At 62.4% G+C, this 12,843-nt stretch carries 12 protein-coding genes; 7 read left to right on the forward strand and 5 right to left on the reverse strand.

What is annotated here, in order from left to right; genetic code table 11:
- Positions 1-39: 39 nt before the first annotated feature.
- From EOA19_RS02105 to EOA19_RS02115, 3 genes are read right to left on the reverse strand one after another with little or no spacing between them, the layout of a single operon-like run.
- Positions 40-1,029 carry an ABC transporter permease gene (locus EOA19_RS02105; protein ID WP_245469691.1) on the reverse strand — a complete coding sequence of 330 codons (990 nt, stop codon included), beginning with the start codon at positions 1,027-1,029 and terminating at the stop codon, positions 40-42.
- Positions 1,026-2,618 carry a sugar ABC transporter ATP-binding protein gene (locus tag EOA19_RS02110; protein WP_128302542.1) on the reverse strand — a complete coding sequence of 531 codons (1,593 nt, stop codon included), beginning with the start codon at positions 2,616-2,618 and terminating at the stop codon, positions 1,026-1,028. The genes EOA19_RS02105 and EOA19_RS02110 overlap by 4 nt, the downstream gene beginning before the upstream one ends.
- 8 nt (positions 2,619-2,626) lie before the next feature.
- Positions 2,627-3,328, reverse strand: a complete 702-nt coding sequence (locus tag EOA19_RS02115) for a GntR family transcriptional regulator (protein ID WP_128302543.1) — start codon at positions 3,326-3,328, stop codon at positions 2,627-2,629.
- A 176-nt stretch (positions 3,329-3,504) separates the two neighbouring features.
- Here EOA19_RS02115 and EOA19_RS02120 point away from each other — a divergent pair, with 176 nt between their 5' ends.
- The 3 genes from EOA19_RS02120 (at position 3,505) to EOA19_RS02130 (ending at position 7,064) form a co-directional block, all read left to right on the forward strand.
- Positions 3,505-4,731: an iron-containing alcohol dehydrogenase gene (locus EOA19_RS02120; protein WP_128302544.1), complete on the forward strand. Its 1,227-nt coding sequence runs from the start codon at positions 3,505-3,507 to the stop codon at positions 4,729-4,731.
- A gap of 16 nt (positions 4,732-4,747) precedes the next feature.
- On the forward strand, positions 4,748-6,229 hold the full coding sequence (locus EOA19_RS02125) for an NAD-dependent succinate-semialdehyde dehydrogenase (RefSeq protein ID WP_128302545.1): 1,482 nt from the start codon (positions 4,748-4,750) through the stop codon (positions 6,227-6,229).
- A 112-nt stretch (positions 6,230-6,341) separates the two neighbouring features.
- Positions 6,342-7,064 carry an alpha/beta hydrolase gene (locus EOA19_RS02130; RefSeq protein ID WP_348629814.1) on the forward strand — a complete coding sequence of 241 codons (723 nt, stop codon included), beginning with the start codon at positions 6,342-6,344 and terminating at the stop codon, positions 7,062-7,064.
- Between the two features lie 403 nt (positions 7,065-7,467).
- Here the strand turns inward: EOA19_RS02130 and EOA19_RS02140 are convergent, their stop codons facing one another.
- On the reverse strand, positions 7,468-8,964 hold the full coding sequence (locus tag EOA19_RS02140) for an aldehyde dehydrogenase family protein (RefSeq protein ID WP_128302546.1): 1,497 nt from the start codon (positions 8,962-8,964) through the stop codon (positions 7,468-7,470).
- Positions 8,965-9,284: 320 nt separating this feature from the next.
- Between EOA19_RS02140 and EOA19_RS36345 the strand changes: the two genes are divergently transcribed.
- Positions 9,285-9,419: a hypothetical protein gene (locus EOA19_RS36345; protein ID WP_281040467.1), complete on the forward strand. Its 135-nt coding sequence runs from the start codon at positions 9,285-9,287 to the stop codon at positions 9,417-9,419.
- On the opposite strand, the gene EOA19_RS02150 is transcribed toward EOA19_RS36345, so the two are convergent.
- Positions 9,416-10,321: a LysR family transcriptional regulator gene (locus EOA19_RS02150; protein ID WP_127294331.1), complete on the reverse strand. Its 906-nt coding sequence runs from the start codon at positions 10,319-10,321 to the stop codon at positions 9,416-9,418. The two genes, EOA19_RS36345 and EOA19_RS02150, sit on opposite strands and share 4 nt — an antisense overlap.
- Positions 10,322-10,456: 135 nt before the next feature.
- Here EOA19_RS02150 and EOA19_RS02155 point away from each other — a divergent pair, with 135 nt between their 5' ends.
- From EOA19_RS02155 to EOA19_RS02165, 3 genes are all read left to right on the forward strand, one after another.
- A complete protein-coding gene (locus tag EOA19_RS02155) occupies positions 10,457-11,179 on the forward strand; it encodes a LamB/YcsF family protein (protein WP_127255327.1) in 723 nt (240 codons plus the stop codon).
- A gap of 66 nt (positions 11,180-11,245) precedes the next feature.
- Positions 11,246-11,479, forward strand: a complete 234-nt coding sequence (locus EOA19_RS02160; RefSeq protein ID WP_013533152.1) for an acetyl-CoA carboxylase — start codon at positions 11,246-11,248, stop codon at positions 11,477-11,479.
- Positions 11,479-12,843 carry an acetyl-CoA carboxylase biotin carboxylase subunit gene (locus EOA19_RS02165; RefSeq protein WP_128302547.1) on the forward strand — a complete coding sequence of 455 codons (1,365 nt, stop codon included), beginning with the start codon at positions 11,479-11,481 and terminating at the stop codon, positions 12,841-12,843. Before EOA19_RS02160 ends, EOA19_RS02165 begins: the two co-directional genes overlap by 1 nt.

Genomic DNA, 12,843 nt, shown 5'->3' on the forward strand with positions numbered 1-12,843 from the left:
ACCTACAAGAACGTTGATCCGCGTGGTCCGGACGCGGCGCTATTTCGAATTCGAAAACCGCTGGATGAGCATGGCGATGATGATGATGACGCCCTGAACAGCGGCGACGAGGTATTCGGAGACGAAGTCCGACAGCACCATGAGGTTGGCGATGAGCTCCAGGATGACGGCGCCGGCGACTGTTCCCCACACATGGCCCTTGCCGCCGCGCAGCGCGGTGCCGCCGATTACCACTGCGGTGATGACCTGCAGTTCCCAAAGCTGTCCGGTCGTCGGCGTTGCGGCGCCCAGGCGCGGCACGTAGCAGATCGCGGCAATGGCCACGCAGACACCCTGGACGATATAGGCGACGGTCCGTGTCCTGATCACCGAGATGCCGGAATAACGGGCGACATCCTCATTGGCGCCGACCGCCGCGCATTTGCGGCCGTATTTCATCTTGTACAGGATGAAGGATGCGACCGCGGCGACGGCGATGGATATGAGGATTGGAACCGGGATGCCGGCAACCGTGCCGAAATAGACAGGCCGGTAGGCCTCGCGCAGCGATCGGTCGATCGGTATCGTGCCGCCGTCGGTCAGATAGGTTATCAGCGCCCGGAAAATCCCCATCGTGCCCAGCGTGGCGATAAACGGTTCGATCCTGCCGACCGTGACGATGAGGCCGTTGGCAAGCCCGCACAGCAGGCCGACCAGGATCGCCACCGCCATGCCGGCGGGAATAGCCCAGATACCGGCATGCGGCGCCACCGTGTTCATGAACATGATGGTGATGCCGGTGATGAAGGCGGCCATCGAGCCGACGGAAAGATCGAGCCCGCCGGACGAGATCACAAATGTCGCGCCGACCGCGATAATGGCGATGAAGGCGCTGCGAGTGATGACGTTGGCGAGATTGGTGGCGGACAGGAAATCGGGGTTGATGAGGTAACCCACGACCAGGAGGGCCGCCAGCGCAAGGAAGGGTCCGATGTCGGTCCAACTGACATTGAGATCCAGGGCGCGACGCCCGGGTGCGGATTCGGTCATGACAGCCATTCTGTGCCTCCCTTGGCTTTTGGCCCTGGCTTGGGGCCACTGGTCGCCAGTACCGCCACGTTGCTTTCGGTCATTTCGGCGCCGCTGACCTCGCCGGTGATGCGGCCTTCGCGCATCACCAGGATGCGGTCGCAGATGCCGATCAATTCCTGCATCTCCGAAGAGATGACGATGCAGGCCTTGCCCTTCGCCACAAGCTCCTGGATGAAGGCATAGATCTGCGCCTTGTTGGCGATGTCGATGCCACGCGTGGGCTCGTCGATAATGACCACCGAAGGATCGGTCAGCAGCACCTTCGCCAGCAGCAGCTTCTGCTGATTGCCCCCGGAAAGCTGGCCCGCTTTGGCGCCGAGGCTCTTCAGCCTGATGTCATATGCCTCCACGGCCTGTTCCAGGGCCTCCGCTTCGCGGCGCCGACCCATCGAGAGGCCGGGATGGAACACACCGAGCGCCGACAGCGTCAGGTTAGGCGCCAGGCGCTCCTGCAGCAGCAGTCCCTTGCCCTTGCGATCCTCGGTCAGGTAACCGACGCCGGCGTCGATCGCCGCGCGCGGCGATTGGAAATGGATCGACTTGCCCTCAAGTTCGACCTTGGCGGCCGCCGGGCGCAGGCCGATAATGCCCTCGAAGAGTTCGGTTCGGCCAGCGCCGACCATGCCGGCGAACCCGAGGATCTCGCCTCTGTGAACCGTGAACGACACGTCCTCCGCATAGCCGGGAACGGAGGCGTTCCTCACGCTCAGCATCGGTACATCCGAAGGCGCTGCGGTCCTTTCAGGATAGAGTGCGGCCAGTTCGCGACCGACCATCAGCCGCGCCATATCCATCTGGCTCAGCGTCTTGCCGGGATAGGTGCCGACCATCTTGCCGTCGCGCAGAACGGTCACCTTGTCGGCCACCCGTTGCACCTCGTCCAACCGGTGGCTGATATACAGCACGGCGGTGCCGTGAGCCTTCAGTCGCAGGACGATCTCCAGCAGGCGCTCGACCTCGCCACCGGTCAGAACGGCGGTCGGCTCGTCGAAGATAACCAATTTATAGTCGTCAAGCAGAGCACGAGCGATCTGCACCATCTGCCGGTCTGCCAGCGAGACGTCGCGCACCAGTGCCCTCGGCGAGACCACGCAACCGATCTGCGCCAGTTTCTCGGCTGCCAGCCGGCGCATGGTGCGGTCATCCACGACCAGGCCACGCGAAAGCTCTCGCCCGAGAAACAGATTGTCGGTGACCGTGAGCCCCTCTGCGAGCAGGATCTCCTGATGGACCAAGGCAATACCGGCATCCTGTGCCTGGCTGGGCTTGGCAAATTTCACCGCATGTCCGCTCATCGACAATGTGCCGCGGCTTGGCTCGACATAGCCGGACAGCAGCCGCATCAACGTCGACTTGCCGGCACCGTTCTCGCCAATGATGGCGTGGATCTCACCGGGCAGGACGTCTAGGGTGACGTCCGACAACACCGTCACCGGGCCGTATTGCTTGGACAATTGCTGGGCGCGCAGCACCGGTTCGAGCGAACCATGCGCATTGCTGGACAACGTGCTCCCGCCCTCCCCGGCGATATTCGCGGCAATGGACATCCGTTCCCTCAATCGAATGCCGGGAGCAGGCGATCGCGCGAGTGCTCTATATGGATGCGCATCGCCTTTGCGGCGGCATCGGGATCGGCAGAGCCGAACGCGGCAAGAATCGCCTCGTGTTCGTCAAGTGCCTCTTCGGTCACACGTGCATGAAACATCAGGCGGAAGATGTGGAAGTGCGTGTGCTGGTGGCTCAATGTCTCGCGGATGAGTTCGTTTTGAGAAAACTCCAAGATCTTGTCGTGGAAGATCGCATCCTGCCTGGCGAAGTTCGAATAGCGTACGCGATCATCCTTGCCTTCGCGGCGTGACATCACGCCGGCGGCTTCGAGCAACAGATTGAGCTTGGCCTCGTCCATCATTGCGGCGGCCTTTGCGGCGCCATGCGGTTCGAGCAGCAGACGCATCTCGTATAATTCGTCGAAACGGCGCCGGGTGATCTGGGGCGCGGCACGATAGCCGATCAAATGCGTCTTGAGCACGAGGCCTTCGCCTTCGAGCCGGCCAAGGGCTTCGCGGATCGGCGTGTGCGAGACGTTGAATTCCTTGACCAGGCTGTCGACTGTAATGCGTGAGCCTGGCGGGATCTTCAGCGCCATCAACTGCGCGAAGATGGCTTCATAGACATCTTCGACGAGACTGTTGGCGCGCTGGATGCGACCAGCTCCAATGGTGGCGTCGCTTGGGTCGGGTAAGTTTGCGGTCTGCATATTTTGCCTCTTGACAGTGAGGACTGCTAACACGATGGTTCCGTCGATGCAATCCTATATCCTATACGATTTTAAAGCGGATATTTTTTAGGGGCGAGAGACACGCTCTTAGACCGTCCGATCCAAGCCCAGTTCAATGCCTCCGTTTCCAGTCAGCCGCCGTCAAAGGACCGATCATGACCCTCTTCGCCGCCCTGCGGTTGCCGCGTGAAATCCTGTTCGGGAAAGGGCAGCGCCATGTGCTGCCGACGGTCGCCGCCCGGTTCGGCCGACGCGCGCTGGTCTGCACCGATGAGCGTTTCGCGGGCACAATGGTATTCGCCGACATCATCAAGTCCCTTCAGTCAGCCTCGATCGAGGTTCTGGTGCATGATCATGTTCTGCCCGACGTGCCACGCGACACGGTCGGCATCTGTGTCGAGGAAGCGAAGGGATTCAGACCGGACATGGTGATCGGCATCGGCGGCGGCAGCTGTCTCGATTTCGCCAAATGCACCACCCTGCTTCTCAGCCATGGCGGCAAGCTCCAGGACTATTACGGGGAGTTCAAGGTGCCGGGTCCGACACTGCCGCTGATCGCCGTGCCCACCACGGCCGGCACCGGCTCCGAGGTGACGCCGGTCGCGGTGATTTCCGACCCGGACCGGACGCTCAAGGTGGGCATATCGAGCCCTCACCTTATCGCCGCCGTCGCTCTGTGCGATCCCGAGTTGACAATGACCTGTCCGCCTGGCCTGACCGCGATCGCCGGCGCTGACGCGCTGACCCATGCGATCGAGGCCTTCACCGCCATGCGGCGCGGTGAAGACCCCAATCTGCCGCAACAGCATGTCTTCATCGGCAAGACTGCGCTGACCGACCATTTCGCGTTGCTCGCGATAAAGCTGCTTGGCCGGAGCCTGGAGAAGGCCTGCAGCGACGGCACGGATGCCGACGCGCGTGCCGATGTCATGATGGGCGCTCTGGCGGCGGGCTGCGCGTTCGGCACCGCCGGCACGGCGGCGGCGCATGCTGTGCAATATCCGGCAGGCGCCCTCACCCACACCGCCCATGGTTTGGGCGTAGCGACAATGATGCCTTACGTGATGACTTATAACAGCCGCGTCGCCGCTCACGAGATGGCAGAGATCGGCGCGGCACTTGGCTTGGAGACCAAGGCCAGAACCGCCGCCGAGATGGCAGCCGCCACAATCGAGGAGATCAGGCGATTGTTCGCGGCGATCGGTATTACGCCGACACTGGCGGATCTGGGCCTCCCCGCCGACAAGCTTGACTGGACCGCCGAGCAAGCGCTCGGCATCGACCGCCTGATCAAGAACAATCCGCGTGCCTTCGATCTCGGCACGATGCGACGCCTCGTCCAGGCTGCCCATGACGGCGACCTCGCAGCCTGCGTTATGTGAAAAACGGAACAAAGCGATGAATTTGAACGCTCAGCAACTCGACCAGGATGGCTATGACGTGCGCGGTTTTTCGCACGGACTTTACATCGACGGCACTTGGCGGCCGTCCTCCGACGGTCGGCTCATCGATGTAGTCGATCCCTCCTCCGGGGCGGTGATCGCGGCGGTTCCCGATGCGACGGTCGAGGACGCCACCGCCGCCGTCGAGGCGGCGGCCAAAGCAGCTAAGGGATGGCGGGAAACTGCGCCGCGCAAACGCTCGGAAATCCTTCGGCGTTGTTTCGAACTGATGGTCGAACGCTCGGAAACGCTTGCCATGCTGATCTCGCTGGAGAATGGCAAGGCGCTGCGCGACGCGCGCGGCGAAGTGGCGTACGCCGCCGAGTTCTTCCGCTGGAATGCTGAGGAAGCGGTCCGCATCACCGGTGAATTCGGCACTGCGCCATCCGGCACCAACCGGATCGTGGTCGATTATGAGCCGATCGGAATCTGCGTGCTGATCACACCGTGGAATTTTCCGGCCGCGATGGCGACCCGCAAGATCGCGCCGGCGCTGGCGGCAGGCTGCACTGTCGTCCTGAAGCCGGCCAGTGAAACACCGCTGACGGCCTATGCGCTGGCGGCACTCTACAGCGAAGCCGGCGTGCCTGCCGGCGTCGTCAACGTGCTGACCACGACCAGTCCCGGGCCGCTGACTTCGGCCATGCTCGCCGATCCACGCGTCAGGAAACTGTCCTTCACGGGGTCGACGGGTGTCGGCCGAACCTTGCTCGGCGAGGCTTCAAAGCATGTCATTTCCTGTTCGATGGAACTCGGCGGCAATGCCCCGTTTGTCGTTTTCGACGATGCCGATCTCGACGCCGCCCTCCACGGCGCGATGATCGCCAAGATGCGCAACGCCGGCGAAGCCTGCACCGCTGCCAATCGCCTCTATGTGCAATCGGGAATCTATGATGCTTTTGCCGACGGGCTCCGCAAGCGCATGGCGGCACTTAAGGTGGGAGCGGGTCCGAATGCCGACACCGAATGCGGGCCGATGATCACCAGAAAGGCTGTCGACAAGATCGACCGCCTGGTCAAGGACGCGGTGGGCCGGGGAGCCAAGGTGCTTTGCGGCGGGTCAATTTCGGAGGAAGAAGGATTCTTCTATCCGCCCACAGTGCTGTCCGATGTGCCGCCCGACGCGGAGATGGCGCACGAGGAGATTTTCGGCCCGGTAGCACCCATCACACGCTTCGACACCGAGGCCGAGGCGATCGCACATGCTAACAACACGGAATATGGCCTGGCCGCTTATATATACACACGCGATATTGGACGCGGCATGCGGGTGGCGTCCGGGATCGAGGCCGGCATGATCGGTCTCAACCGAGGACTGATGTCGGATCCGGCCGCACCATTCGGAGGCGTCAAGCAGAGTGGCCTTGGCCGCGAAGGCGGCCAGCACCACGGCATCGCCGAGTTCATGGAGGCTAAATATATTGCCGTCACCTTCTGAACCGGCAGTCATGTCAAAGGACCCTTTCCGCACGCGCGACCATGTGGCCGACTTTGACGATGTCGTGGCCGACATAGTAAGCCGCAGCGCCGAAACCCGGGCGATCCTGCCAATGTCGGCTGATATCGCCTATGGCGAGGGCAAGGCCGAAAGGTTGGACCTCTTCTTTCCGCCCGGCGCGCGCAGGGATCTTCCCGTGCACATCTTCATCCATGGCGGCTACTGGCGCATGTTCTCCAGGAGCGACTATTCTTATGTAGCGAACACAGTCACCAAAGCTGGGGCGATCGCGGTCATCGTCGACTATGCGCTGATGCCTGAAGTCAGGATGGCGGCAATCGTCGACCAGATCCGGCGTGCCAAACAATGGGTGCTGGACAATATAGCCGCCCATGGCGGTGACCCTGCCCGGCTAAGCGTAAGTGGTCATTCGGCGGGCGCGCACCTGGCCACATTCCTGTTCGAAAAGACGCCAATGCCATCGCGCATACGTGCGGCGCTGCTGCTAGGCGGCCTTTACGACCTCAAGCCCCTTCAGACGTCCTTCCTCCAGCCGCTAATCGGAATCACCGATGAGGAGGCAACTGCCTTCACCCCGATGACGCGGTGGCATGACCCGGAGACGGCAGCGACCATTCTCGTCGGAGATCAGGAAACGTCACCTTTTCACCAGCAGGCCGCCGACTTCGGAAAGCGCTTACGCGCGCAGGGGCAACTTGTCTGCGACCTCCGCCTGAATGACCGAAACCACATGAACAGCGTGCGTGATCTGGGCATCAGCGGCACACAATCTGGCGATTGCCTGATGGCGATGATCGAGGGAAACGGCCTATAGGACGGAAGCTGGGGAAAGTAGAGCCGCTTGACTGCCCGGCCAGACACTCCCGTCACTCAAGAAAGTACCGTCACGGGATCGCGGCAGCTACCGGCATCGGGCTGAGCTTTGCGGCAGGTGAAATCCGGCAGAGGACACAACCGACGATTCCTCATCGTCTTTCTCCACACTGCATGCGAGTGGTGCCGATCGACCATCGCGACGCCCACCGCTCCGTCGGCATCATCACCGCGGGGCTATGTGCACCAGTCCTTCTCCGAACAGCTGATGAACCTCATCCGCACCAATTTGCGAACTGGCAAACTGAGCATCGCGCCTTCGGACAGGCACCTTGCACGAGCGCCGAGAATGGTGCGGGACGCCGTCATTCGCAGGCCGGCCTCACCTGAATATCAGCGCACGCTCAGTCGGTCTGGATCCAGATCGACTTGGTCTCCAGATATTCATGCAGATGTTCGATGCCGCCCTCGCGGCCGTAGCCGGACATCTTCATGCCGCCGAACGGCACCGCCGGGTCGATGGCGTGGTACATGTTGACCCACACCGAGCCGGCCTTGATGCGGCGGGCGAGCTTGTGGGCGGTGCCCAGATGACTGGTGAAAATGCCGGCGGCCAGGCCGTAGGGCGTCGCATTGGCCCGCGCAACGGCTTCGTCGAGCGTGTCGAACGGCATCGCCGAAATCACCGGACCGAAGATTTCTTCACGCGCGATGGTCATCTTGTCCGACACCGCGCCGAAGACAGTCGGCGCGATGAAATTGCCGCCGTCGTAGATCTCGCCGGTCAGTCGCGAGCCGCCCGCTATCAGTTCCGCGCCTTCGTCGCGGCCGGCCTTGATATAGCCCACCACCTTGCCGGCCTGCCTGGCATTGATGAGCGGGCCGATTTCGGTTTCCGCCTCGATGCCATGGCCGATGCGAAGCCTGCCGGCAAACTCGGCTACCCGGCGCACGAATTCGTCATGGATCTCGCGCGCCACGAACAGCCGCGATCCGGCGATGCAGATCTGGCCCGAATGCACGAACACCGCCATCGCGGCGACAGGAACCGCCTTGTCGATGTCGGCATCACGGCAGACGATGATCGGCGATTTGCCGCCGAGTTCCAGGGAAACGCGCTTGAGGTTGATCACGCCCGCCCGCGCGATGGCCTGGCCGGTCAGCGTCGAGCCGGTGAAGACGATCTTGTTGACGTCGGGATGTTTAGCGAGCCACGCACCGGCCTCCGCCCCGGTGCCGGTGACGACGTTGACGACGCCGTCGGGAACGCCGGCTTCCTGCATCAGCCTGGCGATCAGCAACGGCGTCAACGAGGCATCCTCCGAGGGCTTCAGCACGATGGTGCAGCCGGTGGCGAGCGCCGGCGCGATCTTCCAGATCGAAGCGGCGGTCGGAGCGTTCCAGGGGATGATCGCGCCGACAACGCCCACCGGCTCGCGCCTTGTGAAGCTGACGATCTCGCCGGGGATCGAATTGTCTATGGATTCGCCATGCAGCGCGGTCGCCATGCCCGCATAGAAGCGCAGCATGCCGATGACGCGCCGCCGGTTGGCGAGCGTGCGCGTGATCGGCAGTCCCATGTCGAGAGTGTCCGAAACGCTGAGCTCTTCCCAATGGGTCTCGAAGAGATCGGCGATGCGCAGAAGCACGCACTGCCGCTCATAGGGCGAAAATTTTGACCATGGCCCTTCGAAAGCCGCGCGCGCAGCGGCCACCGCCGCATCGACGTCGGCCGCCGAGCCACGCGGCACGGTGGCCAGCACTTCGCCAGTCGCCGGGTTGAGCGCCTGCATCTCCTGGCCGGACCGTGCCGGAACCCACTTGCCGCCGACGAACATCGGCCGGAATTCGCCGTGGTAGAGCGCCGTGGCCTTCGCCCGCGGGTCGAAATTCAGCGTCATCCCTTCCTCCTCACAATTCCGTGGCGACTATGCCTCCCACGCCGGTCGACCTCAAACAAAGAAAGCTAAAAGGGCGTTCAGATAATCGGACTGTGCAATGTACGCGACTTCCCCGATGGTGCCGGCAATGGAGGAGCAGATATGAGACTTGCTGGCAAGGTCGCCATCGGCGGCAGACCTGGCCCGCTCGGCCTTTGGCGGTCTCGACATACTGGTCAACAATGCCGGCGTGGCCCAGCCGCCCTGGCGCTCGAGACGATGGACGAAGAGATGTCCGACCGGATCGCCAACGGCGGCGTCTCGCCTCGCCCGAATTTGACTTGGTGCAATGCTTCAAGGGCTGGGCGATTGCCGCCACCCGGGCCATGGCCGTGGAACTCGCACCGTTCGGCATCCGCGTCGTCGCCACCATTCCAAGCCTGTGCCATAGCGCCTGCCTGACGGCAGGCGGTTAGCCGCCGCCGCCCATGGTCACGGACATGAAGGCCCGGAAGGCCGCCGCTGCCGGTTCGATTGATCTGTCACGCGACCAGGCCAGGCCGACATCCATAGTGGGGATGGGCTCGACAAGCCCGCGCACTTCGATGCGCTGCCCCTCCAAGGACCAGGGGCGGTAAACCATGTCGGACAGGACAGTGACCCCCATGCCGGCAGCCACGAGCGACCGCACGGCCTCGACCGAACTGGTGGTAAGGACGGCGCGGAGCGAAAGCCCCGCGGCATCCCAGTAACGGGCGGCCGTCGTACGTGCCTCGTCAACCGTCAGCATGACATAATCTTCCGCCGCCACATCGGTGAGGCTGATTTCCTGTCGCGCGAGCAGGTGATGATCAGCCGAAAGCCAGAGCCGGCGGTTGGACCGCATCAAGACCTCCTGCGCCAACTCCTTGGTGTGCTCCAGGTTCGACACCAGCATCACGGCCATGTCGATGTCCCCGCACATCAACCCGCTTTCGAGAGCGTCTCGGGGCAGTTCCAGCACCTCGACCTCGATCTCGGGATAGGTCTTTCGAAACCGGGCGTAGTGGCGCGACATGTAGTAGCCGACGACCGTGTAGGTCATGCCCAGCCGCAGCTTGCCCGCCAGGCCTTTCCTATCGCGCAACGGGCTTCGGACGGCGGCAGCGACGGCCCCGGTGATAACCCGCGCATGTTCAAGAAACCGCGCGCCCTCCATCGTCAATCTTACGCCAGCGTGGTTACGCTCCAAAAGCCGTACGCCCAGGTCAGCCTCAAGCGTCTTTATCGCCGCAGTGACCGCCGATTGCGAGATGTTGAGTTCCACCGCAGCATGACTGACCTGTCCGCTCTCGGCGGTCGCGATAAAATAATCAAGCTGTTTCAAGGTGATGGTCATGGTGCGCTCCGGCCCAGAACCATTATCTGTTTTTTTGATATGACAATCAATAAACTACTATTTCACAAACGCCTTCGCATGCGCAAAAAATGCTGCAACGCCGCAAAGACGGCAGCTTCGAGGGGTAACAATGCGATGGCGGTGACGCTAAACTGCGACATGGGCGAAAGCTTTGGCCTCTACAAGGTTGGCGATGATATGGGCATGATGCCCATCATCGACGTTGCCAATGTCGCCTGTGGTTTCCACGCTTCTGATCCGGATCACATGCACGCCGCCGTCCGCAGCGCCAAGGCGAGTGGCGTCAAGATCGGCGCCCATCCAGGCTTGCCCGACATTCAGGGTTTCGGCCGGCGCGAGATGCGGATGACCCGCGAAGAAGTCAGGAACACCATCATTTACCAGGTGGGAGCGCTTGCCGGCTTCCTCAAGGCCGAAGGTGTGGAACTCCACCACATCAAGCCGCATGGCAGCCTTTACTTCATGGCCATGCAGCAGGAGGCAATCGCCCATGGCGTGTGTGACGCCGCAGAGGTTTTCGGCGTACCCCTCTTCGGCATGACGGGCACCCTGCATGAGAAGATTTATCAAGAGCGCGGTATCCCATTCGTCGCCGAGTTCTATGCCGATCTCGACTACGATGCCTCCGGCAAGCTGATCTTGACACGCGTTCATGACGCCAAGGACCCCGCAGAGATGGCCGAGCGGTGCGTACGCGCCATCAGGGAGGGCGAGGGCACGGCAGAGGACGGCAGTTTCTTCCCCGTACGCTGCGAAACCATCTGCGTGCATTCCGATACGCCGAACGCCATCGAAATAGCCAGAGCCGTGCGCACCGCAATCGCCCCCTGGCACTGAACTCGACCGAACCCGCCCGCGCGGGCGGTTCCAAATTAGTCTGTCCGCAGTTTTCCGGAGCTTTTTATGGCCCAGATTCTTTCGCCTCTTCCCGGCACCTTCTATCGGAGCGCTTCGCCAGACCAGCCGCCCTACAAGGCGGATGGGGACGCGGTTTCCGCCGGAGACGTAATCGGTCTCATCGAAGTGATGAAGTCGTTCCACGAAGTGAGGGCCGAGACGGCCGGTACGAACATCCGCTTCATTGCCGACAATGAAGACCCCATCATGGCCGGCGCACCTATTGCGGATCTCGACTGATGCTGAAAAAGCTTCTGGTTGCCAACCGGGGCGAGATAGCGGTCAGGATCATCCGGGCCGCGCAAGATTTGGGGATCACCACCGTGGCGGTGTATTCGGCCGCAGACGCCGAGTCGCTCCACGTCCAGCTTGCGGACGAAGCGGTCAACATCGGCCCACCAGCAGCAAAGAAGTCCTATCTCAATGTCGAAGCAATTCTGAAGGCTGCCCGCGACACCGGTTGCGACAGCGTTCATCCAGGCTATGGGTTCCTTGCCGAGAATGCCGCGTTTTCCGACGCGGTCACAGGCGCTGGATTGGTCTTCGTCGGCCCGTCAGGAGATGCGATCCGGATGATGGGAGACAAGGTCTCGGCGCGATCCGCCGCCGCCGCTGCAGGTGTCCCTGTGGTGCCTGGCTCGGCTGGCCGGGTCGAGGGCCTCAAGGCTGGCCACGAGGTGCTGACCGCAACCGGTTTTCCGGTGATGATCAAGGCGGCGGCAGGCGGCGGTGGGCGGGGCATCCGCATCGCCAACTCGCTCGCCGAGTTCGAACAAGCCTTTCCTCAAGCCAAAGCAGAAGCCCTCGCCGCCTTTGGCGACGGTGGCCTCTACATGGAAAAGGTGATCGGCAAGGCCCGCCATATCGAGGTGCAGGTGCTGGCAGACGGAAGCGATGCCATCCACTGCTACGAGCGGGAGTGCTCACTGCAGCGGCGACGCCAGAAGGTTTGGGAGGAGGCGCCGTCGCGCGCACTTTCAGACAGGCTGCGCGAGGAGCTCTGCGCTTCGGCGGTCGCTTTGGCCAAGGCGGTCAAATACTCTGGTGCCGGCACGGTAGAGTATCTTTATGACGATGAAGCAGATCGCTTTTACTTCATCGAGATGAACACCCGTATCCAGGTCGAGCACCCGGTCACCGAAGCGATCACCGGCATCGACCTCGTTGCGGAGATGCTTCGCATCGCCGGCGGCGAGAAGCTGCGGATCCGGCAAGGCGATGTCTCCGTCAAGGGGCATGCGATCGAAGTCCGGCTCAATGCCGAAGACCCGGCGAAGGAGTTCGCTCCATTCCCGGGGCAAGTGGCCGAGCTTCGCATTCCCGGCGGTCCGGGCGTACGCTTCGATTCGATGCTCTACCAAGGCTATCAGGTGCCGCCCTTTTATGACTCGCTGCTTGCCAAGCTGATCGTGCATGCAGAGACGCGCGAGGCGGCGATAGTGCGCCTGATCCGCGCGCTCAACGAGTTGAAGATCGGCGGGCTCAAGACCACCAAGCCGCTGTTTCTTGCGCTGGCCGCCGATCCGGCGGTGCGGGCGGGAGACGTGCATACCCGCTGGCTGGAAGGCTGGCTCATCGAAAACGCCGCAGCTTTGGCGGGTTAA

The sequence above is a fragment of the Mesorhizobium sp. M7A.F.Ca.US.010.02.1.1 genome (genome assembly GCF_004023085.1).
Classification (GTDB): domain Bacteria; phylum Pseudomonadota; class Alphaproteobacteria; order Rhizobiales; family Rhizobiaceae; genus Mesorhizobium.